Annotated in this window: 21 protein-coding genes; 6 read left to right on the top strand and 15 right to left on the bottom strand. The window is 63.7% G+C overall.

The window, feature by feature from the left end; genetic code table 11:
- Positions 1-32: 32 nt before the first annotated feature.
- The 5 genes from HBF26_RS07395 to HBF26_RS07375 all read right to left on the bottom strand — a co-directional run bounded on the left by HBF26_RS07395 (position 33) and on the right by HBF26_RS07375 (position 4772).
- The gene (locus HBF26_RS07395; protein WP_167124623.1) at positions 33-548 is read right to left on the bottom strand and encodes a hypothetical protein; all 516 of its coding nucleotides are present in this window, start codon (positions 546-548) and stop codon (positions 33-35) included.
- A gap of 21 nt (positions 549-569) precedes the next feature.
- Positions 570-2093 carry a shufflon system plasmid conjugative transfer pilus tip adhesin PilV gene (gene pilV, locus HBF26_RS07390; protein WP_167124621.1) on the bottom strand — a complete coding sequence of 508 codons (1524 nt, stop codon included), beginning with the start codon at positions 2091-2093 and terminating at the stop codon, positions 570-572.
- A gap of 18 nt (positions 2094-2111) precedes the next feature.
- Complete coding sequence (locus HBF26_RS07385; RefSeq protein ID WP_167124619.1) at positions 2112-2900, bottom strand: prepilin peptidase; 789 nt, start codon at positions 2898-2900, stop codon at positions 2112-2114.
- 68 nt (positions 2901-2968) lie between these two features.
- Positions 2969-3505 (bottom strand): type 4 pilus major pilin, encoded by a 537-nt coding sequence (locus HBF26_RS07380; protein ID WP_205287602.1) that lies wholly within the window; start codon positions 3503-3505, stop codon positions 2969-2971.
- 229 nt (positions 3506-3734) lie between these two features.
- Positions 3735-4772: a fimbrial protein gene (locus HBF26_RS07375; RefSeq protein WP_167029403.1), complete on the bottom strand. Its 1038-nt coding sequence runs from the start codon at positions 4770-4772 to the stop codon at positions 3735-3737.
- A gap of 255 nt (positions 4773-5027) precedes the next feature.
- On the opposite strand from HBF26_RS07375, the gene HBF26_RS07370 reads away from it, so the two are divergent.
- A complete protein-coding gene (locus HBF26_RS07370) occupies positions 5028-8651 on the top strand; it encodes an ATP-binding protein (protein WP_167124617.1) in 3624 nt (1207 codons plus the stop codon).
- Here HBF26_RS07370 and HBF26_RS07365 read toward each other — a convergent pair.
- Both HBF26_RS07365 and HBF26_RS07360 read right to left on the bottom strand, forming a co-directional pair.
- Positions 8648-9307: a response regulator gene (locus tag HBF26_RS07365; RefSeq protein WP_167029409.1), complete on the bottom strand. Its 660-nt coding sequence runs from the start codon at positions 9305-9307 to the stop codon at positions 8648-8650. The two genes, HBF26_RS07370 and HBF26_RS07365, sit on opposite strands and share 4 nt — an antisense overlap.
- Before the next feature lie 280 nt (positions 9308-9587).
- Positions 9588-10022 (bottom strand): hypothetical protein, encoded by a 435-nt coding sequence (locus tag HBF26_RS07360; RefSeq protein WP_167029412.1) that lies wholly within the window; start codon positions 10020-10022, stop codon positions 9588-9590.
- 119 nt (positions 10023-10141) lie between these two features.
- Here HBF26_RS07360 and HBF26_RS07355 point away from each other — a divergent pair, with 119 nt between their 5' ends.
- The 3 genes from HBF26_RS07355 to HBF26_RS07345 all read left to right on the top strand — a co-directional run bounded on the left by HBF26_RS07355 (position 10142) and on the right by HBF26_RS07345 (position 11487).
- Positions 10142-10429 (top strand): hypothetical protein, encoded by a 288-nt coding sequence (locus HBF26_RS07355; RefSeq protein WP_167029416.1) that lies wholly within the window; start codon positions 10142-10144, stop codon positions 10427-10429.
- A 67-nt stretch (positions 10430-10496) separates the two neighbouring features.
- A complete protein-coding gene (locus HBF26_RS07350; protein WP_167124615.1) occupies positions 10497-11255 on the top strand; it encodes an EAL domain-containing protein in 759 nt (252 codons plus the stop codon).
- A 22-nt stretch (positions 11256-11277) separates the two neighbouring features.
- The gene (locus HBF26_RS07345) at positions 11278-11487 is read left to right on the top strand and encodes a hypothetical protein (protein ID WP_167029422.1); all 210 of its coding nucleotides are present in this window, start codon (positions 11278-11280) and stop codon (positions 11485-11487) included.
- Here the strand turns inward: HBF26_RS07345 and HBF26_RS07340 are convergent.
- From HBF26_RS07340 to HBF26_RS07310, 7 genes are all read right to left on the bottom strand, one after another.
- Positions 11476-12930: an APC family permease gene (locus tag HBF26_RS07340; RefSeq protein WP_167124613.1), complete on the bottom strand. Its 1455-nt coding sequence runs from the start codon at positions 12928-12930 to the stop codon at positions 11476-11478. The genes HBF26_RS07345 and HBF26_RS07340 overlap by 12 nt on opposite strands.
- A gap of 23 nt (positions 12931-12953) precedes the next feature.
- The gene (locus HBF26_RS07335) at positions 12954-13529 is read right to left on the bottom strand and encodes a fimbrial protein (RefSeq protein ID WP_167124611.1); all 576 of its coding nucleotides are present in this window, start codon (positions 13527-13529) and stop codon (positions 12954-12956) included.
- A 13-nt stretch (positions 13530-13542) separates the two neighbouring features.
- The gene (locus HBF26_RS07330) at positions 13543-14079 is read right to left on the bottom strand and encodes a fimbrial protein (RefSeq protein WP_167124609.1); all 537 of its coding nucleotides are present in this window, start codon (positions 14077-14079) and stop codon (positions 13543-13545) included.
- Between the two features lie 31 nt (positions 14080-14110).
- Entirely contained in the window at positions 14111-16804 is a 2694-nt protein-coding gene (locus HBF26_RS07325) for a fimbria/pilus outer membrane usher protein (protein ID WP_167124607.1), read from the bottom strand.
- Positions 16805-16911: 107 nt separating this feature from the next.
- Positions 16912-17652, bottom strand: coding sequence for a fimbria/pilus periplasmic chaperone (locus HBF26_RS07320; protein ID WP_167124605.1), 741 nt, complete (start codon positions 17650-17652; stop codon positions 16912-16914).
- 93 nt (positions 17653-17745) lie between these two features.
- The gene (locus HBF26_RS07315; protein ID WP_167124602.1) at positions 17746-18315 is read right to left on the bottom strand and encodes a fimbrial protein; all 570 of its coding nucleotides are present in this window, start codon (positions 18313-18315) and stop codon (positions 17746-17748) included.
- A 170-nt stretch (positions 18316-18485) separates the two neighbouring features.
- Complete coding sequence (locus HBF26_RS07310; RefSeq protein WP_167124600.1) at positions 18486-19130, bottom strand: hypothetical protein; 645 nt, start codon at positions 19128-19130, stop codon at positions 18486-18488.
- 207 nt (positions 19131-19337) lie between these two features.
- On the opposite strand from HBF26_RS07310, the gene HBF26_RS07305 reads away from it, so the two are divergent.
- Together HBF26_RS07305 and HBF26_RS07300 are read left to right on the top strand one after the other, a co-directional pair.
- Positions 19338-19940, top strand: coding sequence for a DUF3011 domain-containing protein (locus HBF26_RS07305; protein WP_167124598.1), 603 nt, complete (start codon positions 19338-19340; stop codon positions 19938-19940).
- Between the two features lie 96 nt (positions 19941-20036).
- The gene (locus tag HBF26_RS07300) at positions 20037-20735 is read left to right on the top strand and encodes an outer membrane beta-barrel protein (RefSeq protein WP_167124596.1); all 699 of its coding nucleotides are present in this window, start codon (positions 20037-20039) and stop codon (positions 20733-20735) included.
- A 141-nt stretch (positions 20736-20876) separates the two neighbouring features.
- Here HBF26_RS07300 and HBF26_RS07295 read toward each other — a convergent pair whose 3' ends face one another.
- Positions 20877-21680, bottom strand: a complete 804-nt coding sequence (locus HBF26_RS07295; RefSeq protein WP_167124594.1) for an alpha/beta fold hydrolase — start codon at positions 21678-21680, stop codon at positions 20877-20879.
- Positions 21681-21753: the final 73 nt, after the last annotated feature.

Genomic DNA, 21753 nt, shown 5'->3' with positions numbered 1-21753 from the left:
TGCGGCAGGTTGGGTACGTCGGCGGTGGTCGATCAGAGGATCTTCAGCAATGCGCCGTCGGGCACCGTGCTCTGAACCGAGGAGGGCAACGTTCGTCCGCGAAGGGGTATGCCGTCGGCGCCGAGCAGGTTGCTGCCCCGCTTGAAGCCAAGTTGATCGGGTGCGGACGTCCATGTCAGCAAGTCGCGATAAACGCTCCTCAGCAAGGTACCCTCGCTAAGATCGTTGCGGTAAACGTAGAACTGTCCGCTGTCGGCGATCGCGCCCCAGCTACAGTTGACGACACCGCGGTCGCACCACCCGGCGGTGCCGGCCCAGTCCATGTGCACATCGCGCAGCGCACTGTTCATATGCGCACTGTCGATCGCTCCGGACAACGCAGGGTTCGCCGCAATCATCGACGCACCGGCAGCGTCGTAGCTGCGAAAGAGCGACGCGGCGCCTTCACTTTCACGAACGTTCTGGATGTGTTGCTCATTCGACGACACACCGGTGACGATGTGCATGAAATACAAGGCGATGACGAGGACGATAGCTAGGGGCCACATGGCCGTTCTCCTGGGTTCGGCTCAGTACGTGTATGCGAAGTTGATGCCCGTCGAGTTGAGCGTTGTGATGTTGTAACGCGCGTGCGGACGGGCCATGAAGCTGGTGCTGCAGGTATCCATGCGAAGGAAACCGGATGAATAGGATGTGTTATGCATGCCGACCTGCTGAAGGGCGATCGGCCAGGCGCCATCGGGCGTGTTGCCTGACGAATTGGCCTCATAGACAAAGATCGCGCACCGTGCGTGCCACTTGTCCGAAACTCCGCCCGTAGCGGCGGTGACGAAGATCGGCACGTCCAGCGGGTTCTCCATCGGCTGGGTATTTCCCTTCGTCTGTCCGAAGCTGGAGTCCCCTCCGCTCGAGCCATACCACGCCATGCCGCCGCCGTACGGATGATCGAACTGCTTCTGGGTCAAGACGCTGTTCCACACGAGGCCTGCGCCATCGTCCTTACAGATCATGACGTCGCCGTCGCGGTCCATGCCGACGTGGCCGAGGTTTGGGCAGGTCGCGCCTGCGACCTTGTCGTGCTTGCCGATGAACAGATCGTTTCCGGCGACCACATCGTTCGTCGCCTCGACGTCGGTATCGGAAAGAACACCGGCCTCCGCATGCACGCTCTTCGCGAGCACTGCGCCAGTACCCCCGGCGCCGTCGCTCACGATAAACGTGCCAGGCCTGCCGGGCATGCCCGCGGGTGTCGCCACGATGTCACCGGTCGTGCTCTGGGTAATGTACGAATGCGTACCGCCACCGAACTCCACGCGATTCACGCCGCTGATCACACCGGTACCCTGCATCGCCATGGTGTCCACCTTGTTGAGTTCGTGGCTGTTCATGTCGATGTCGGTCTCCATGCGGTTCCACTCCGGATGACCGGCAGTGGCCTTGCGATGGAGCAGGTCGCCGGCGAGCGTGCCCGGGCCGTAGGTGGAGGTATCGCGCATGAAGGGCGCATAGAAGATCTGGCCGATGGCAGTGGGCGCGGTGCCGAAGAAACCGCCCATGCTGGCCTGATCGGCGATCTCTCCGTAGCTGCCCCAGTACTTCGCGCCGGCGCCTGGATTGCGGCTGTCGTGATCCAGGTACAGGCCACCCGCACCGATGATCTGCGCCACCTTCATGGAGTGGGTCGCCACATCAGGTTGAGTGGCACCAGCCACAGGTACCGTATAAATCAGTGCGTCCACGCGCTTCTTGCCACCGGGCATGGTCACGACGCGGAGGGCGCCGTCATAACGCGTGCCGAATGGGTTGACCGTGTTCTGATCGATGCCCGCGGGAAGGTAAGGCTTGACGTCTACCCAGTTGATCGATGCAGTGCCCGCGCCCCCGGTCAGCGATGCGTAATTATCGTCTACGTAGTGCGACACGGCGTCGCCCAGTCGCTTCATCTGTCCAGCCACGGTTTCGTTCGCCACCTGGTCATCGTGCCGCGCCAGGAACACGGCGCCGACAGCGAGCATTGAGGTGAGCACGATGAGCGCGACGATCACCTCAACCAGGGTGAAGCCTCGTGCAGATCGTCCATAAGTTGTATTCATGCACTGCATAGTCATGTCTCATGTGTAGAGCGCCACCAGGACGGCGCCGAGGGCGAGGCCGGGTCCGAATGGCATGGGCGACGTGTGACGCAGACGCGGGCAGGAGCGTGCACCCAGCATGGCTGCGGATGTAACGACGATGGCGATGAGCACCGTCGGCACGATGCACGCGAAGCCGAGCCACGCGCCCACGGCTGCCAGCAACTTCGCATCGCCAAAGCCGAGGGCTTCACGGCCGGCCAGCCGTTTCGCCACCAGCGCCACGGCCCACAGGAATAGCAGTCCCATCGCCGCACCGACGGCCGCGGCCGGGAAGGCCACCAGGCCCGGGCCCGCATTGAATGCCAAACCTGCTGCCAGCAGCGGAAGCGTGATGACGTCCGGCAGCAACATGTGGTCCAGGTCGATGGCCGCCAGGACGACGAGGCAGGCGAACAGCGCCCCCAGCCCGACGGTCGTGTAGCTCAGGCCCTTCGCGGCAGCGAGGTAACCGAAAAGCAGCGCTACCGATCCTTCGACGATGGGGTAACGCAGGGAAATCCGCGCATGACACCGACGACAACGCCCCCGAAGTAACACGTAGCTGAGCAGCGGAATGTTGTCGCGTGCTGCGATAGCGGTGCGGCACGCATTGCACCGCGATCGCGAGAAACAGAGCCCTTCGGTAACCGTTTCATCGGCAGCGCGGGCAAACAGCAGCGGCGGAAGCCGATGGATGACCACGTTTAGGAAGCTTCCCACGCACAGACCCACGAACCCTGCGAAGGCGGTGGTCCACCATGGCGATGTCGTCGGGCTGGAGATCATGGAAAGGCTCTTCGTAAAGGACCCGGGAGCGGCGCGGACATGACTGCCCGCGCCGTCGGTCCGCGGGATCAGTTGGCGGAGGTGAAGGTGATGGCGTTGGCCGTGGGGTCGGTGCAGCCGGCCTGGATGTCGGACAGCGACGAGGTCGGAGTGAGCGTCTTGCCGCCTGCCTCGACCTTCGACCAACCGGCATTGGCGAGCTTCTGCACCAACTGCATGCAGGCGTCGTCCGGAACGTTCGCGTACTCGATGGTGTATTCCTGGTGAGTCGTCGTCTCACCGATGGTCACGTCGCCGTTCCAGCTGTTCTTGACCACGCCAGCGCTGGTCTGCGACATGTTGGCGGGCACGGCCTTGTACTGGACTGCGAGCTTCGTATCGAGGCCCGTGTAGCCATTCGCACCGTTCTTCAGCGACCGCAGGTTGGCCGCCATCTGGGTGATGTTCGCCGCTTCGGTCGATATTTCCGACGTACGGAACAGCTTGCCGATGCCGGCGGCCGCCGCGGCCAGGATCACGATACCCACGATCATCACGACGAGGGCCTCGATCAGGGTGAAACCCTTCTGGCTGTCGAAGCGACGCTTTGACTTGTTGATTTCCACTTTGCAGACTCCATTGATTGGTTGATTGATTGCCTCAGTAAGACCAAAGCAGTTGAATTACATCCGGTCGCGGGCGCCGATACGATTCGATTTGTCTCATGATTGAGATCGAAACCCGGCGTGTGGACTTTTCCTTCCGTTGCCTGGCCGACGGCCGTGGCAGCAGTTCGCCAGGTGTGTTCATGTGTGGCGCACTGTCGTTCTGACACCGCGGCGAACGCGGCGGACTTCAGGGATAATCGATCAGCATCTTTATCTGTGCCGTTCCACTATCCGTCGGCGTGAGCGGTGCGGTGCCTGTTTTCTTCAGCGTCGCGGTGAACGTATGGCTGATGCTGCTATTGACCGGCCAGGTGCGGGTGTTGCCGGGCGCCACGATGGTGCCGTTGTCATCCTGGATATACAGACCGAGGTGCTCGTCGGATGTTTCGAACAGGGTAGGGTCTTCCATGTTTGGAACGGCGCTGAAGCTGACTTTCACGCTCTCCGCGTTGCAGCCGTTCGCCGCAATGTTGAAGGGCTTCGTCACTGGCTGTGTCTCGAGACCGAGGATATTTATGTCACCGAACGACACATCCGTGTCGGAAGGCGACCAATCGCAGGTAACTGGCACGAATGTCACCGGTTGCATCTTGAGCGGCCCTGACGACAGGGGCACGGTGGTGCCACCGTAGGTGGCCGTACCGCTTATTGTGATCCCGATATCTGCGCTGGATGGGAAGTCGACGGGCGGGGACAGGGCGTGACTGGATACAAGGATCGCGCGGGTGTTGAAGACCATGCTGCCGCCTGCATTGATGCGGGGTGCGGTAAACGTCAACGATTGATTGTTCAGCCACTGCCAGCCGCCCGATCGGCCTTGACTGCTCGCCTCGATGGCGATCGCTACCAGATAGTCGGGGTTTCCGATGTCGAACGTGATGGCAGGCGAATTTCCGATCAGCGTAAGCCCATCCGGCGTGCCGTTTATCGCCAGTTGCAACGTTCCTGTGTCTTCCCCGCCTTCAGAGCACGATTGAAATCCTCCGGTCACGACGGTGGATCCGTTGCCGCTACGCAGCCAATTCAAGTTGACGAGATTCGGCGTGATGACCTCTCTCGCGCCGAAGCTTCGACGGGAGCTCGTGATCGACGTGCCGGTATCCGAGCCCTTCGAGGACGGCGCCGCGTCGCACGTCGTCGCCGCTGTTGCGTGCGACGACGCGAAAGCGCACGCCAGCAGGAATAGCGAGGCGAAGATTCGAAGAGTAATGCATGTGTTGCGCATGGTGATGGGCTCCCGCGGCGAATCGCCGTTTCCTGGATGGGAGCCATCTTGACGAAGCAGGCGCTTCCTTCCGATGGGATTTGTCTCGCAGTGTCGAACTGCATCAGGTACGCCTGAGACAAATCCCGTGGAGGATCGCTCGGGTTTCCCGGACCATCGCTCATCTCCTATGAAACCCGAACCGTTCCATTGCCGGGTTGCCTGTGCGAATCAAGCTCTTGTAGCCTGCAGCGATACATCGAACAGGGGGTGTCCATGAGTTCGGGAACCATGTCGTCCTGGGTGAGGGCCCCCGCTCTGCGCGTCATCGTGCCTTGCCTGGTTGCCCTCTTCCTCGCCTTGGCGACGCCGCTTCTGCACGCAACGCCCGTCGAATCCGACCCGCACGCGGAAGCGTTCGACGAACGTTTCGATCTCAAGATCCCGCTGACGGACGACGAGAAGGCGTACCTGGCCTCGCTGCCGACGTTGCGCCTGGGGATCGCGCCCGACTGGCAGCCGTTCGCCTTCGTCGACGCCGATGGTCATCCGAGCGGTATCTCCGGTGACTATCTGCGCTACATCACCACCTCGCTCGGCCTGAAGGTGGAGCGCGTGCCGAGTGCCACGTGGCCGGAGACCCTCAAGCTCGCCAACCAGGGCCGGGTGGACTTGCTCGCGTCGGTCACTCAGAACACCGCATTGGGATCCGGGTTCCTCCTGAGCCGTCAGTACAACGAATATCCTTCGGTGATCGTCACGCGGCAGGAAGCGCCCTACGTAGACGGTATCGGCAACCTCACTGGGTCGCGCGTGGCGGTGATCGAAGGCAGCGACGTCGGTTTCGAGCCGGAAACGCAGAACGTGCAGTTCATTACCGCGACATCCGCCGAGGATGGCCTCGCGCGCGTGGCACACGGTTCCGTTTACGCGTACATCGGCAACCTCGGCGTGGTGGAAACCCTTATTCGCAGGAACTACCCCGGGGTGCTGCGGGTCGCTGCGCCCACCGGGTACAGCGAGTCGCTGCATTTTGCCGTCTCGTCCCAATACGCCGATCTGCTGCCGCTTATCGATCGTGTGCTCCAGGCCGTGTCGCAGGACGACCACGAGCGAATTCAGAACACCTGGCTCTCCACCCGCGTGCAGTACAAGCTGCCGGCGCGTACGCTCTGGCACGTGATCGTGCCGGTGGCGATCGTCACCTTGGCATTCATCGCGGTGCTGGGCGTCATCATCTTCTTCCTGCGGCGCGAAGTGCGGCAGCGGCGCTGGACGGAGCGCGAGCTGCGCTACCAATGGCAGTTCCAGCAGATGCTGATGAACACGGTGCCCATTCCGATCTTCGTCAAGGACCTGGACAACCGCTATGTGGCGATCAATCCGGCCTACGAGGAAACGGTGGGCGTCCGTGCCGTGGACCTCCTGGGCAAGACCAGCCTGCAGGCCTCCCATGTGGCAAAGGAAGGCGCGGACCGATTCAACCAGCTCAGCGAGCAGGTGATCGCCACCGGCGAACCGGCCCATGGCTCGTTGCAATACGTGTCGAGCCGCGGCGAGACGCGCGACGCCATGTACTGGCTTCGCCTTTGCTACGCCGACGACAAGACACCTCGTGCCGTGCTCGGCGCCTCCATCGACCTCACCGAGCTGCGCAACATCGAGCGGCGCGAGATGGAGCTCAAGCTCCAGCTCGAGGAATTGACCAAGATGTTGCCGGCTGTGACCTTCCAGCTGCGCTTCACGCCACACTGGGGCTTCACGCCGATCTTCGTGAGCGAGCACGCACGCGCATTGGTGGGCCTATCGCCGGAGCAACTGGTGGAAGAGCCACGGCTTTTCCTCGAAAGGGTGCCACCGGCCGACTGGCGCCGTGTGGAACGCGCGCTGCTCGAAGCCGTGCGCGGCCAGAGCATGCGCGAGCTGGAGTTTCCGCTGCGCCGAGCCGACGGCGACGAGGCGTGGGTGCGACTGGAAGCGGTGTCGCGGCCCGATACCGGATCGGCGCACATCCTCAGCGGTTACCTCATCGATGTGACCTACGCGAAGCGACAGGCCGAATCGCTCGCCGCCGCCAAGCATGCGGCGGAAGAAGCCTCGCGAGTGAAGGACACCTTCCTCGCCACGATGAGCCATGAGATACGCACACCGATGAGCGGCATGATCGGGGTGCTCGACCTCATGAACCGCTCGGCGCTGTCAGCCGACCAGCAGCACCTGCTCGACATGGCGCGCGGTTCGGCCGGTACGCTGATGCGCATCCTCAACGATATTCTCGATTTTTCCAAGAACCAGCGCGGCGATCTTGCGCTGGAGGCTATCCCCTTCGCCATGCGCGAGCTGGTGGACGAAGTGTCCGGGCTCTTCGCGCCCGAGATGCATCGCAAAGGCCTGCGTTTCGACGTGGAGGTACGCTCCGAGGTGGCCATGCGCCACGTGGGCGACCAGCACCGCGTAAGCCAGGTGCTGCTGAACCTCGTGAGCAACGCACTCAAGTTCACCGAGAGCGGTGGGGTGTCGATCGCGGTGGAAGGGGACGAGACAAAGGGCGGCTCCCAGCGCCTGCGCCTGAAGGTGCGCGACACCGGGATCGGCATTGCCCAGGAAGACCAGGACCACCTCTTCGTGCCCTTCAGCCAAGCCGACGCGTCGACCTCGCGCCGCTTCGGCGGTACGGGTCTGGGGCTGGCCATCTGCCGCCAGCTTGCCGAGGCGATGGACGGCACGGTGACGTTGCACAGCCGCCCCGGCGAAGGCACCGAGGTCGTGGTGGAGATCGCACTGCCGGTGATCCGCGATACCACGCGGTCGAAGCGGGCACGGGAGGCATGGCTTTCCATCGGCGATCAGGCGGCCCAGCGCGCCCTGGCCGAGTACCTGAAAGCGCTGAACGTGCGCATCGTTACGTCGGCGGATCTCGTGAAGGCCAGCGAGGAGCCCCTGTTGGTGTTCCGCGAAACGCGGCTCGCACTACCGCTCATCGAACGCCCGCTCGTCGTGTTCGAGGTAAGCCGGGATGTGGAAGCGCCGATGCTCGGCATGCAGGGTGGGGACCACCGTTTGAGCATCAACCCGCTACGCTGGGCCGAGATCGTGGCCGCCTTGCGCGTGGCCGACGCTGAGGATTCGGACGGCCCCGCGCTTGACAGCCTTTCGTCGGACGTGAATGACGGCGCCAAGGGTATGGCGTTCCCCGGCCGGGTACTCGTGGTGGAAGACCAACCGATCAACCAGGAACTGCTGCTGCGACAATTGGCGGCGTTGCACGTGACGGACTGCGAGCTTGCCGGAAATGGGCAGGAAGCGTTGAAGGCGCTCGACAAGGGCCACTTCCCTCTGGTGATCACCGACTGCGCCATGCCGGTGATGGACGGCGTGGAATTGATCCGCCGCATCCGGGCTCGCGAAGCCGGGGGCGCCCCGCGTGCTTACCTCGTAGCGCTCACGGCCAACGCCACCGATACGCAGAAGACCGAATGCATGGAGGCGGGTGTCGACGAAGTGCTGATCAAGCCGGTCGAACTCGAGCAGCTGTCCTCCCTGCTCAAGCGAGCCGTGGGTCCGGGTTCGGACAAAGCTCAGAGCACGCCGTCCACGACCGACGCGCCGCCGGTGCACATACCACCGGGCATTCCTGCCGAGCAGATGCCGGCGCTATTGGCGCGCCTGCGAGAGGGCTTCGTAGATGACATGCGCAAGCTCCGCGAGACCTACGCGCACGACAACCTGACGGATGCAGCCGCCGCGGCACACCGCATTCTCGGCGCGGCGCGATGGTTCAAGCTCGAAAGCATTATCGACGCCGCGGAAGGCTTCGAGGATGCCGCGAGCGAGGAACGCGGTCACGAAGAAGCCCTGGCGGAACTCGAAGCCGCCGTGAATGCGTTCCTCAAGGGTTAGCCCTTGAGATCCACCTGTCGGCAATAGTCGAGTAGTTCCTGGTTGGTGTTCAGGCCGAGCTTGGCCTGGGCACTGCGCTTGTGCCGGCTGATGGTCTTGCGCGAGCGGTTGAGCCGTTCCGATATCTGCTGTGAGGTGAGCCCGTCGTACGCAAACAGGCGCAGCACTTCGATTTCCGCATCGGTTAGCTTCGGGGTGTCCTTGCCCTTCATGGCCACCTCGTTCTCGAGGAGAAGCGTGCGCAGGTTGCGACTCACGAATTCGCGGCCCTTGGAGGCCGCTTGGAGGGCCAGTCCCAGCTCTCCGACGTCGCCTTCCTTTTCGACCAGACCGGCTACACCCTGGCGCATCAGCGATGCGAGCAAACCCGCGTTGCGCAAGGCCGTGATGACGACCACTGGAATGTCGGGGTAGAGCCTGCGCAACCGCTCGATCAGCGAGAGACCGTCGCGGCCCTGATCGTCGGGCATCGAGAAGTCGGTGACGATGATGTCGCATCTGGACTGGCGCAGGAGTTCCAGCAACTCATTCGCGGAACCGGCCTCGCCTATCACCTTCGCGGCGCCCTGCGCCTCAAGGGCCATGCGCACTCCATAGCGGATGATTGGATGATCGTCCGCGAGAAAGACTTTCGGTACGGCGTACTCGTTCATCATCGCCCTCTGCCTTGAGCTCCCATATCCGGCCCAAGGATATTGAGATTCTTCGACCGCTGTCACCAAGGCAAAAAAAGGGCCGCCTGTGAAGGCGGCCCCATGCCAGGTTAGGCCAGCGGACAGGGGGTATCTGTCCAGGGCTGCACCGGGGGGGGGATACCCGGTAGCGCTGTGCCGGCTTCCCGCCGGTACGGGTAACGCGCATGGCGGACCTGACATGTGCAGGAGACCACCCCTGGCTGGCGCGAGGCAAGAAATCGCGAGAATGATGAGACTTGTCTCACTTGTTCTCGTCGGTGTGCTGGAACGATTTCACGGAACCGTCACGCGCATCGACCGTGCACGTGAAGCGGAACGACGTCCAGCCGTCCTTGTGTCGCACCTGTCCATGCCCCGCAATGGAACCACCGTCCTTCAATTCGAGAGACTTCTCGCCGTCGTCGCCCAGCACCATGCGGTCGGCGGTAGGGTCCATTTTCTTCCACTGCTTGAGCGCAAACGGCGAGCAAAGCGTCTCCGCCACCTGTTTGGCCGGCGACCAATCATGTGCCAGTGCGCGCTCTTCCGGGTGCCGAAGCTTGGCGATGGACGCCTCCACCCGCTTCTTTACCGCGGGTGGCAACGCGTCGGCAGACGTTGCCTGGTCGGCAAAACAGGGCATGGCGAAGGCGATGGTCATGCCAAGCAGGACACCAAACCGATTCATGTGAAGCATGTGGATCTCCTTTGCCGGTGTGGCACAAACATGAGACATGTCGCCCGGCGAATGCAAGCAGCGCTCGTTACGATGGGCTCATGCAACCCACGGACGTCGACTCGCCAAGCAGAGGACACATGTCGAACCATCCCGACAGCGCGAGCGACCCCGACGGTGCCGAACGGCGCCAGGACGTGTATTGTCTGCTGGAACGCATTCGACGGCTCGATAGTGCTTCGACATCCCTGGAACTCGCCCGCGAGTGCGCCATGACGCACCTGCGCGCGATGAACATCATCAGTCGCCTCAAGCAGCGCGGTGTCATCCGTGCATCTCTGATCTACCAGCCAGGATTCGACATGGAGGTGTATTACCTGGTGAGCGGCTGTGCCGGGCATCTGCCGCCTTCCATGCGAAGAGGATGAGACAAGTCCCGGCGATCGCGGCGGCGCCCCTCCCTACGCTAAGGCCAACCAAATACGGCTGGCCCGCATGTCCACCGATCATCCCTTTGAACTGTCAGGCACGCCCATCGCTTACTTCCAGCCGCAGCAGCGCCTGGACGGCACGGTGGACGGCGCGGAAGCACTCGCCCGCTGGGAACGTCCCAACGGCGACTTGCTCACGCCGGACCAGTTCCTGCCGCGAGTAGGCAGGGAGCGCGGCGCAGCGACGCTTACCCGTCGCATGTGCGTGCGTGCCCTGGCCCTGATTGCGTGGCAGACGGCGGTCGGCCGCCCCCTCAATGTTTCGGTCAATGCGCCGCCCGACGTGATTGCCGACCCGGGCTTCGTCGCCTGGCTCACGCACGAGCTCGCCGGCACCGCCGGCGATGGAAGTCTCACCCTGGAACTGCTCGAAACGCCGTACCACGGCTCCGAACGCCGATTGGTGCGGGCACTCGAACGCCTGCGCGAGGCCGGGGTACGCATCGCTATCGACGATTTCGGCACACAGGCTTCGACCATGCGCCGCGTGCGCCGCCTGCCCATCGACGAATGGAAGATCGCACGCGAACTGGTGCACGGCGTGTCGCAGTGCGGCACCCGCGCGCGCCGACTTGCGCGGCTGATGCACGTCGGTCAGCGTCTCGGTCTCAGAACGGTGCTGGAAGGCGTGGAAGCACCCGACGATCTGGCCTGGGCTCACGCCTGCTGCCCTGCGAACACCGTGATCCAGGGATTTGCCGTGGCACGGCCGATGAGCTTCTCCGACACGCGCCGCTGGATCGCCGGGCGCCGCATCCACTGATTTCACTGCCTGGAGGCACCCCATGCGCCGCCTTGCCGACCTCTTGCCGCTCATCGCTCTTGCGCTCGCTTTCTTTCTCGTTTTTGCCTGCATGATGGAACAACAGTTCGAAGTGCGGCACAGCCACTGCGCAGGCTATGAGCGTTCCACGGCACATCTGGAACGGCTGCCGGAGAGCTGCAAGATCACGCTTCCACCGCCGGGGCCGCTCGAAGCGACCTCATTGCGCTAAGCGACGACGCACGCTGTGGCGATAGCCGTAAGCGAAGTAGATCGCCTGCCCGATCGCCGCCCAGGCGATCATCAGTTGCCAGTGCGACTCGAAGGCCTGCCAGAAGAGATAGAGGCAGGCCGCAGCTCCGCCTACTGATGTGACCCACACGCACGGCACACGAAAGCCGCGTTCCAACGAGGGCTTCGTGTAGCGCAGTACCAGCACGCCGATGCAGACCGTGGCAAACGCCAACAGTGTGCCCATCGACACGAGTTCCGACAACATACCGATAGGGAACAGCGCCGCGATCGCCGCCGCCACCACGCCCACTGCTGCCGTGCCGGTGGAGGGCGTACCGAAACGCACGTGCACGTGGCCGAGGCGGCGGGGCAAGAGCCCGTCCTTCGCCATGGCCAGCAGGACGCGCGGCAAGCCGAGCAGAAGCACGAGAATCACCGAGGCCAGACCGCAGATGGCGCCCACGACGACAATGTCCTCCAGCCAGGCAAGACTGGGATGGAGGGACAGCGCCGTGGCAACGGGTTCGGCCGTGTTCAGCAGGCGAAAAGGCGCAATGCCCGTGAGTACCAGCGATACAACGATGTACAGCACGGTGCAGATCGCGAGTGAACCGAGGATGCCGATGGGCATGTCGCGCTGCGGGTTCCGCGCCTCGCCCGCGGCCGTCGAGACCGCGTCGAATCCGATATACGACATGAAGACGATGGTGGCGCCGCGGAACACCCCGCCCCATCCGAAGTGTCCCGCGCCCTCCGACGGAGGGATGAATGGATGCCAGTTGGCGATATTGATGGCTTTCGCGGCGAATACGACGAACAAGGCAATAACGGTAACCTTCAGCGCCACGATGACCGCATTGGCGAATGCCGAGCGCGTGATGCCGCGGTAGCAAAGCGAGGACAGCAGGCCGATGATGATCGCCGCCGGCAGGTTGACCACCGCGCCGGTCATGTGGAATTGACCGCCCACTATATCGATGGGTGCTTCTGCCAGGACGCCCGGAAGCTGCAGGTTCACACCAAGCGAGCGGCCGATCATGCGAAGGGCGTCGTTGAAATACCCCGACCAGCCCGCTGCCACGGCGGAGGCGGCGAAGAGGTATTCGAGCACCAGGTTCCATCCGACGAACCAGGCCGTGTATTCGCCAAGCGTGGCATACGCGTAGGAATAGGCACTGCCCGAGACGGGAAGCACCGCAGCGAACTCTGCGTAGCACAGCGCGGCAAGAGCGCAAGCGATACCCGCGATGACGAAGCTGATGACCAGGGCCGGCCCTGCGTGCACGGCTGCCGCCTGGCCGGTGACCACGAAGATGCCGGCGCCGATGACGGCGCCCACCCCGAGCGTCACGAGATGGCGTGCCGTGAGCACGCGCCGTAGCTGGCCTTCTTCAGGCCCTGCGGTTGCGTCGGTGGCACGTGCCGGTATGGCCTCGGACATTGTGTTGGTCTTCCGACGCAGGATTACTTGTAAGTCAGCTGGAAATCGATGGCGGTCTGCACATCGCCGGGGCCGACGCTGCCGGCCCCGGTTCGCGCATAGCCGGCGACGAGGTTGAACGTGGCACCCGCGGCGCCTCCCGTACCGGCTACCGGCTTCACGATGGTCGGCTGGCCGCCGTTTCCGTTCGCGGCGACACGCGTCCCGGTGTCCTTGTCCTGCAGATACACGCCGACGCCGGTGGCGGGGCTGGCCGCTGTGTTCTTGAACAGTGTGGGCGTCGATGCATCGGAGGTGCCCGCGAAGGCCACCTCGATACTGGCGGCGTTCTGGCACTGGTCGACAATGACGGAAGCCGTATTGCTGGCGCTCACCATCTGGTCGACGTGCGCCGCACGCAAGTCGTTGGCTTCCACCCGTGGCAAGGTCATGGTGGTCTGTGAGGTTCTGAAATCGCAGGTGGGCGCAATGACGTTGGTGGTGAACGTCCATGTGCCGCTGAGCAGCGGTTGGGCCTGCGTCGCCCGGGCCGGCGTGGCGGCTGACGCGGCGAGCGCAATGATTGCCGCAGCAAACACGGTTGGCTTCATCCAGTTCATGACCTTTCCCCGTTCACAGATAGCTGACCTTGACGGTCAGCGTCGTCGACGCAGCGCTTTCTGCTGTCAATGGTTGTGCACCAGCGTGAACGGCACGGGCACTGAAGTAGTACCACTGGTTCTGCATTTGGCTCTGCCAGTTGACAGGCGTGAGGGGAACGTTGGGTTTTACCCGCTCGCCGCTGCCGTTCTGTCCCACGTGCATCTCGAGCGCGAGGGCATCCTGAGTCCCCAGGCGGAAGTCGTCCGCATTCGCGGGTGAAGGTGCGCCGTCGAACTCGAACTGCAACTGGCCAATGCGGCCGTCGCACGTCTGCAGAAACACTCTTGCGTCGGCCCACGCCCCGGCAGCCCCTTGTGCCATCGAAGCAGGGACATCGGCCAGAACGACGGTCTGGGAGTCCAGCTTGACGATGTTGCACGTCGGCGGCACAAGCTTGAACGAGAACTTGAAATCGACCTCGGTCGGCGCATCGGCTCGAGCCTGCCCACTCACACCTGAGAGTGCGAGACAGCAGAGCAGCGGTACGGCCTTGAAGAGCGTCTTCATATCGGTATGCCTCGGTAGTGCCGCTATGGTCTCAATCCGCCTGGGCGACCGGAGCGGGATTTGTCTGGGAAGCCGCGGCCTTCGGCGCGACGCACGTGCCTGAGGCCTGGGCATAGGCGTCGCCACTGTCCGGCGCGATGCTGTATTCCAGCGAGCAGGCGTCGGTGGGCGCACTGCCCCAGCGCACGTCGAGTTGGCCAGCGTCGGGCACGCCGCGCACGAGCACCTGGCTGCCCTGACCCACGGCACCCACCGACTGGCCGCTTGCGTCGGTAACGTCGGCACCGAAGGGCAGAGGCGCGCCGTTCGGCTGCGTTGCATCGATGATGGCGCTGCGCCCGGTTACCGTCTTGTATTCGAGGCGGACCACCGAGCCAGCGCGTGGCGCGACGATCTGGCTGGTCTGCTTCAGTTCTGCCGAGAGCGACATACCGCTCGGATCGAGGTTCACCGTGTTGTTGCGATACGGCGTGAGGTACGGCACCACCGCGTAACCGTGACGATCCACCCGGACGTTGGAACCCTGCTCGACCTTCGCACCGGCAGCGCCCGGCGCATGGATAATGGCCACGGCTTCGCCCAGCGACTGCGATAGAGTGATACCACCCGAATGGGCCAAGAGGCCACCGGAGGCATTCAAGCCGAACTGCGTGGCGCCGCTTCCCGTCGATGCGTTCGCCATCACCATGCCCTTGCTGCCTGTGTAGCCGGCGTAGGCCCGGGCGCTGTTGCTACGGCTGTCCCGGCCGCGAGCCTGGCTGACGGCGACACCGTAATTGATGGCGCGAGCGGCGCCGGCGGTGCCGGTAAGCTGGGCCTGGGCATTCGCCAGACCGTTCGTGTTTCGGGTGTAGCTGGTGGAGAGGATCGGCGCACTGCCCATGGAACCCAGCGGCATGCTCACGTTGAACATGATTTGCGTGTCCATCGGATGGCGCGGCATCGCGGTGAGCGGCGGCGGACCCGGCAGGCGGCCGAACGCAGCGGTATCGCGCGTGACCCGGGTGCGCTGCAGCGTCACGCCGTAGCTCACCGAGCGGATCTGCGCACTGTAGCCCGCGCTGAAGGTCACTTGCGAATCGCCGTGCCAGTACTGCGTGGAGGAACCCTGGAGATACAGTGAACCGCGCTCGCCAATACGCTGGCTGAGGCTCACGCGGAATTCGTTGCGTTCATGCGCGGGCTGGAACGTATCGCTGCCAGCGCCATGCGCCCAATTGCCGCGCAGTGTCACCGCATCGCTGAGCGAGTGGTAACCACTGCTCGAATACCGGTAGGCGGCGAGCGACAGGTTGGTACCCAGATCATTGAGGCCCTTGGAATAGGCCAGTCGAATGCTGTGGCCCTGCTCCGTCGGGCCGCCAGGCAGGTGCAGGTGCGCCACCGTCACGTCGGCATTGAAGGCGCCGAGGTGCGTATTCAGCGCAGCGCCGGCCACGGCCGCCGCATAGCCGGAGGCACCCGTGAGGCCCGCGTAGGCCGTCAGGCGATTGGACAGGCCGCGCTGGAGCGTGGCCTGGAACATCGGCACGCGTCGGTGCAGGTTCGTGAGGTTCGCGGTACCCGCCGCAAGGCTGAAGCGCTGGGTGCCAGGCGTAAGCATGCCCGGCGCCACCGAGTACGGCACCGTGAAACCGTGCTGGCGGCCGTCGGCTTCCTTGATGGACACATCGAGGTCGCCACCGTTGCTGATCGGATTCACATCCGAAAGCTCGAACGGACCGGCCGGCACGCTGGTCTGGTAGATCACCTGACCATGCTGACGCACGGTGACCTGCGCATTGCTGTCGGCCACGCCGCGCACCATCGGTGCGAACACGTTGTCGCGGTTCGGAAGCATACGGGGATCGGACGTGATGCTGGCGCCGCGAATGGGCACCGCATCGAACATGCTGCCGTCCGTGGCGGTGTCGCCAACCGTGAGCTGGGCCTTCCAGCGGGTGAGGTCGTGCTGCGCATAAGCCAGGCCGGAAACATATTGGCTGCCGCCACGGTTGGACCACTGCAGATTGCCCTGGTGGCGGAAGCGCCAGCCGCCTACGTTCACGCCCGCCGTGAGGCCGACGAAGGCACTATCGTCCCGCATGCCGCCGACGCGCGAGCTGTAGCTGCTGAAATCGTAGTTGAGCAGGCCGGCATCGATGCCGTGCTGCCACAGCGACGGGTCCACGCTGTCTTTCGCGTTGCGGAGCAGGTAGATCTGCGGCACGCTGATGTCGAGCCGCTGTTCGCCGGCATCGAAACTGGTACTCGCACCCGGCACGTACGTGGCAATGGTGCCGCACTCAAGCGTATCCGACGGCGCCGGCACGGCATGGCCGCTTTTGCGTGCCTCCGCTTGCACTCGAGCCAGGTCCACACCGAACAACGTGAGCGTGTTCCTGTCGAAGCACGGCTCAGCGTTGGCATGGGGGTTCGGCGCCTTGAAGGTGACATTGCGATGCCCGGACCAGCCGTCCTTCACCACCACGTCCACGCTGTATTCGCCCGGCAATACCACGTTGCCCTTATCGAAACGGGACACGTCCATGCCAGTTCCGCCGCCCATGAGGAAGGACGAATCGAAGTCCACTTCGGAGGGAGAGGCGGCCGCGGCGGCAGGTGCCTCCGCGTATACCGGGCCACCCCAGAGGGCCGCGACGAGGGCCGCGGCACACATCTTCACGCGCATGCCGGACAGCGGCATCGTGGTGTTGCTCGTCGATTTGCGTGCGGCGTTGAACATGGCGAATCCAGGATGTGGGCATGACTCATCCGCCGCGCGCGTTTGCCGCCGCGTCTGAGTGAATGGGAAAGGGACATGGCCCCCGGCCGGGGCCGCGCATCAGCGCGTCAGCGCGCGATCGGCTGCTCGATGTCGGTGAACGCGCCGAGGTCGGTCACGGCAGCGCCGGAAACGGTGGCGCCGGAGAGGTTTCCCGAAGCGCTGGCCACAGGGAAGTCCGCGCTCGCTTTCGGCGGCACCATGCCGGTCGTACCGAGTTGCACCGGGAACGTGCTTCCGCCTGCTTTAACGTCAAGGTGGTTGAAGGAGACGAAATACGGGGAATCGTTTACGCCATGGAGCATATACCCGTTGCCCTTCGGCACGAGGCTCCAGCGGATTCCCTTCTCGGCGTCCAACTGCGAACCCGGCAAACCGCTGGGACGATAGAAGAGCTTGATACGGGTGCGGAAGGCCAGCTTGAGGAAGTTGCCTTCGGTCTTGGTCTTCGGCGGAACGTCGAGCATGTTGAACCAGAACACCGACTCGCGATCCAAAGGCAGCTTGCTGCGGTCGCCGGTGAAGATCACGCGCAGCGCCTGGTCTTTTCCGGCTTCGATGCGCGCCACTGGCGGCGTGATGGTAAATGGGACCTTGAGATTGTCGGGCGACTCGTTCGCTTCGCCCTTGTCGATCCAATTCTGCACCAGCGCGGGACGGTCGTACTTGTTCGTCAGGCGAATCGTGATGTCCTTGGCGTCGGATGGATAAACCGCACGGGTTCCCATGATGACAACACCTGCATGGGCGGCACCTACGGTACCGAGTGTGAGTGCGATGGCTGCCAGGAGTCGGTTCGTGCGTTTCATGGTTTACCCCTTGAAGAGACGGTTGCTCGAATGACGTTGCGTGCTGTGGATTCGGCTGGCTCCCCGCCCTTCGGGGAGCCATGCCGGGGTTCATCAGTTGTAGATGACTTCGTACGGGATCTGACCCTGGACGTCGCCGGCCGTGGCGGCACCCGTGGCGATGTACTGAACCTTGTACTTCAGCGTTCCCGTACCACCGGTGGGAGCCGGGCCGTTGGCAGGATCGTCCGTGCCGAGGTTCAACGGGGCCCACGCGTTCTGACCGTCGAGAAGACGCAGTTCGACGTTGGTCGCTGCATTGCCGCCACTGGCAATGTTCTTGATATTGCCGTTCGCCGACACACCCGAAGCGTCGAAGCGAACCGTCGGAGCCTTGGCCTGAGCAGGCGTGGTGCAGCCGGTCAGGTTGATGTCGAACTCCTTGTCGCCGTACGTGTTGCCCGCAGCCGCGAGCGAAGCGATGGGAGCCGTTGCCAGGGAGACGCTGATGTCGTTCGCACCCGGCGTGCCGCCGAGGTCGCAGGTGGTGTCGGACACGGCGCCCGAGATCGACAGCGTGCCGTCCGGATGGGCCAGCGTGGCGGCACCGGCGGCGCTGGCCGAGAGCGAAGCGGCGCCCAGCAGGGCCACGGCGATGGTGGAGGTGAGGAACTTGGCATTCATGGTAAAGAGACCTTGGTTTGAGTGAATGGTGTTTGGCTTGTGCCAGCCCGAAGGCGACGGGCGGGAACCCCCCTGCGCCTCCATCGTCCTCGCAGGCGTCTTTCGTCCGGCGAGTAGATGTATTGTTCAAATTGCGGCACCGCGCCAACAGGTGACTTGTCTCATCCGGATCAGAACTCGAAGGGCGCGGTCAACAAGTGCGCCTGTTTATCCGTGATCTCATCGCCGCAGATGCGCTGCATCGTTGCCTTGTCCATGGCATGCGCAAAACTCCCGAACGTTTCTCTCACGCGGGCCAATGTGCTCGCGGTAATGAGCGCAGCGGCGTCGTAGGCGGCGATGTAGGCGGTGTATTCGCCACGGAGAGGCGAGCGTTGTGCGCCGCTCCCCGTATACGGCGTGATGTATTCGGTATACGCGGTTTCCGCGAAAGCGATGGCGACGCCTTCTTCCAGCGTTGCCACGGCGTCGCTTTCCGACGACGCCGGATTCAGCAGGTGGACAACCTCGTGCGCGAGCACATAGAACGCTTCTTCCCAGGTGTTTGCGAGGCTGTTGACGAGCACGCAGTAGTGACGGGGATCCTTGCGGTCCAGTGCAACCGGAAGGCGGTCCGTACCGGGGTGGTCGATGACTGAGGCGGGGCTTCCGGCCGGTGCACGTCCGTAAAGGTGCTCGGCGCGCGCCAGGAGCGCAAGCATCGTCGCATTCAATACGGCGCACACCTCGGGAAGGGGCTCGTCCGGTGGGAACGATGCCGCATATCCGTGGGTTTCGAACTCGCTCAGGAGAGCGTCCCGGTCCTTTCCGTTCATTGGGGTCGATCGGATAAGGCGCAGCATGGCAGCGATGTAGTTGTCTTTTCGCATGGCCTTGGGGGTCTAACGGAGTAACTCCCCACGATAAGCGGCGGTCCTTCCTGCAACGGGCGGAAAAGTCTCATCTGAGACGAATCCCCTGGGATCGTCGCCTAGGCCCGGACGATCCTCTGCGCGTTCCTTATCACTTTCGAGGATCGCGATATGCAGACCCATAAACGGCCCGCGGTGGCGGCGTTCTATATCTGGTGGCTGGTGGCGGTATCGTTCATCGGCGTGCTCAGCCTGACGTCGACGACGGCGCATGGTCAGGATTACCCGAACACGGTCCGCTGCGGCAGCGTGAACGGTCAGCGCTCGTTCTGTCGTGTCATGTGGGGTGACGCCAGGCTGTTGGAGCAGGAGTCGAAAACCCCCTGTATTCGCGGCGAGAACTGGGATCTCAGCAGTCGGGGCATCTGGGTGACCGACGGCTGCCGCGGCACGTTCGCCGACGCCACGTACGATCGGCATAACCATTGGGGAAACCGTCCCCATCGCCGCGGCGGCGGCTATGAGCCGTATCCGCCGATCGGCGGCGGTACCCAGCCCATGTCACGTCCCGAGCCCAGGCACGGGAAGATCGTTTCCTGCGACAGCAACGACAATCGCCGCGTGTTCTGCAGTTGGCCGATAGGGTCCGGCGCGCACCTGGTCGAGCAGACGTCCAACGCACGTTGCGAAGAGGGCTATAGCTATGGATTCACGGAACAGGGCATCTGGGCCGCACATGGCTGCCGCGGGAAGTTCGATATCGGCTCCTGGTGAAGAGGAGACAAATCCCATCCATGACGGTTCGGCGCTTCCTTAACCTGCCATTGGGCCGATCCGGCCAACCCCGAACCTTCGTATCCGGAGATTTTCTTGAACAAGCTTCTCGTTTCCACGGCGCTGGTAGCCGCCCTGTCGGCAGCGCCTTTCGTGAGCCATGCGGCTGACGGTCGCGCCTTCGCCGATCTCGGCGCCGGCCGCGCCAACTTCACCAACAGCGGTCTGTCGAAGCACACCGTCAATGCCTTCGCCATCAAGGGCGGCTATCGCTGGGCCCTCAGCGACAGCTTCTCGCTCGGCGCCGAAGGCGGCTACCTGCGCTCCGCGCGTGCGCGCGGTGTGTCCTCGCGCAACACTGGCCATCATGGCCCGGACCTCGTCACCGGGCCGGGTCCCGCCAACGGCCAGGGCGCCGCAGCGGCAATGCATCCGCACGCCACCGTATCCGCGCGTAGCACGCTTCGCCTCGACGGCCCTTTCGTCGGCGCGAACACACGCATGGCCTTCGGCGGCGACTTCTTCGCCACCGCCGAGCTGGGTGCTTTCCGTGCCCACTCCCGGCTCACCACCGACACCACCGTGGTGTCCAGCCTGAGCAGCAACACGGTCGGTACCAACGTGACCCGCCACGAGCGCAATACGCATCGCATTGACGCCTTCGCGGGTGTCGGTGTGGGTTATGCAATCAGCCCGAACATGGACGTGAGCGTGAACTTCGATCGCTTCCAGGTCGACCGCCGCTACGGCGGCAGTGTGAATCTCGCCGCGGTGGACGTGGGCGTTCGTTTCTGATGCTTCGGTGTTAGCCACGCAACAGCCGCCGGTTGGTAGGCCGGCGGCTGTTGCGTCTTTGTCGGAACGATCCGAGTAGCCCTGGAATGGACGCCACCGTGCGACCGCGGCAGTGCCGATAGGTGTAGCCCAAGGTGCTTTTCAGCGGGCGTTGCTCCATTCCGAGTTTGCGGCTCCGCAGGCAAACCGAGCGATGAGCTGAGCCAATTCGTCAGGCGATTCGAGGGGCGACAGGTGCCCTGTCTGTGGCAAGACGGTCAGCGTCGCACCGCGAAGAAAAGGAAGGACGTGGGAGGAGAGAAGCTCCACCGAATCCACCTTGTCCGACTCGCCTCCGACGACGAGTACCGGCACGCCGATGTTGGCGACTTCACTGCGGATGTCTTCCATCATCGTGGCCATGGGCCAGGCGACCTTGGCCTCCGGCGCGCCCCGGAGGCTATCGTCGATGACCTGCTCGAAATCTGAGGTCGACAGTGCCTTCCCGGTCAGGACCTGGGTGACCGTGGCAGCCACCGATTCTCGTGTCTCGTAGGCGTGGGTCATCATCGTTCGCTGCTCGAGCGGGAACACCGACGGACCCGGCGACCCGGGTGCGACCAGTACGACCCCGGCAAGCCCCTTGGGACGGCGCGAGGCGAGAAGCTGGGCTACCTTCCCGCCCATGGAGTGTCCCACCAGCACATAGCGCTCGAGCGCGAGAGCATCGATGGCACCCTCAACGTCGTCTGCAAGGGTGGCCACGAGGAAATTTCCGTCTCCTGCGTCCGAATCGCCCCAGCCCCGCTGGTCGAGGGCAACCGTCTGGAAACGATCGGCAAGCGCATGCGTCACGTGGTGCCACGTGCGCGACGATCCGCCCCAGTAGTGAAGAAAGACGAGAGAAGTCTCCCCGTCACCTTGCACGCGGACATTCAGCGACACCCCATTGGTGTGGATCTTCATAGTCGACTCCTTCGTTCATCAGTGGCCGTTGCCGAAATCATGGCGTCGATCATTGGTGTACGGAATGGATGGA

Origin of the sequence: Luteibacter jiangsuensis (genome assembly GCF_011742555.1) — a bacterium.
Lineage (GTDB): Bacteria > Pseudomonadota > Gammaproteobacteria > Xanthomonadales > Rhodanobacteraceae > Luteibacter > Luteibacter jiangsuensis.
This window is presented reverse-complemented; position numbering and strand designations above follow the sequence as displayed.

What these genes read in the sequence shown, in the direction of transcription:
- HBF26_RS07335 (WP_167124611.1), bottom strand. Translation starts at nt 13,529, where the DNA reads ATGAACTGGATGAAGCCAACCGTGTTTGCTGCGGCAATCATTGCGCTC.
- HBF26_RS07385 (WP_167124619.1), bottom strand. Translation starts at nt 2,900, where the DNA reads ATGATCTCCAGCCCGACGACATCGCCATGGTGGACCACCGCCTTCGCA.
- HBF26_RS07325 (WP_167124607.1), bottom strand. Translation starts at nt 16,804, where the DNA reads ATGTTCAACGCCGCACGCAAATCGACGAGCAACACCACGATGCCGCTG.
- HBF26_RS07350 (WP_167124615.1), top strand. Translation starts at nt 10,497, where the DNA reads ATGTCCACCGATCATCCCTTTGAACTGTCAGGCACGCCCATCGCTTAC.
- HBF26_RS07395 (WP_167124623.1), bottom strand. Translation starts at nt 548, where the DNA reads ATGTGGCCCCTAGCTATCGTCCTCGTCATCGCCTTGTATTTCATGCAC.
- pilV (WP_167124621.1), bottom strand. Translation starts at nt 2,093, where the DNA reads ATGAATACAACTTATGGACGATCTGCACGAGGCTTCACCCTGGTTGAG.
- HBF26_RS07315 (WP_167124602.1), bottom strand. Translation starts at nt 18,315, where the DNA reads ATGAATGCCAAGTTCCTCACCTCCACCATCGCCGTGGCCCTGCTGGGC.
- HBF26_RS07305 (WP_167124598.1), top strand. Translation starts at nt 19,338, where the DNA reads ATGCAGACCCATAAACGGCCCGCGGTGGCGGCGTTCTATATCTGGTGG.
- HBF26_RS07310 (WP_167124600.1), bottom strand. Translation starts at nt 19,130, where the DNA reads ATGAACGGAAAGGACCGGGACGCTCTCCTGAGCGAGTTCGAAACCCAC.
- HBF26_RS07375 (WP_167029403.1), bottom strand. Translation starts at nt 4,772, where the DNA reads ATGCGCAACACATGCATTACTCTTCGAATCTTCGCCTCGCTATTCCTG.
- HBF26_RS07320 (WP_167124605.1), bottom strand. Translation starts at nt 17,652, where the DNA reads ATGAAACGCACGAACCGACTCCTGGCAGCCATCGCACTCACACTCGGT.
- HBF26_RS07295 (WP_167124594.1), bottom strand. Translation starts at nt 21,680, where the DNA reads ATGAAGATCCACACCAATGGGGTGTCGCTGAATGTCCGCGTGCAAGGT.
- HBF26_RS07365 (WP_167029409.1), bottom strand. Translation starts at nt 9,307, where the DNA reads ATGATGAACGAGTACGCCGTACCGAAAGTCTTTCTCGCGGACGATCAT.
- HBF26_RS07330 (WP_167124609.1), bottom strand. Translation starts at nt 14,079, where the DNA reads ATGAAGACGCTCTTCAAGGCCGTACCGCTGCTCTGCTGTCTCGCACTC.
- HBF26_RS07360 (WP_167029412.1), bottom strand. Translation starts at nt 10,022, where the DNA reads ATGCTTCACATGAATCGGTTTGGTGTCCTGCTTGGCATGACCATCGCC.
- HBF26_RS07345 (WP_167029422.1), top strand. Translation starts at nt 11,278, where the DNA reads ATGCGCCGCCTTGCCGACCTCTTGCCGCTCATCGCTCTTGCGCTCGCT.
- HBF26_RS07355 (WP_167029416.1), top strand. Translation starts at nt 10,142, where the DNA reads ATGTCGAACCATCCCGACAGCGCGAGCGACCCCGACGGTGCCGAACGG.
- HBF26_RS07370 (WP_167124617.1), top strand. Translation starts at nt 5,028, where the DNA reads ATGAGTTCGGGAACCATGTCGTCCTGGGTGAGGGCCCCCGCTCTGCGC.
- HBF26_RS07340 (WP_167124613.1), bottom strand. Translation starts at nt 12,930, where the DNA reads ATGTCCGAGGCCATACCGGCACGTGCCACCGACGCAACCGCAGGGCCT.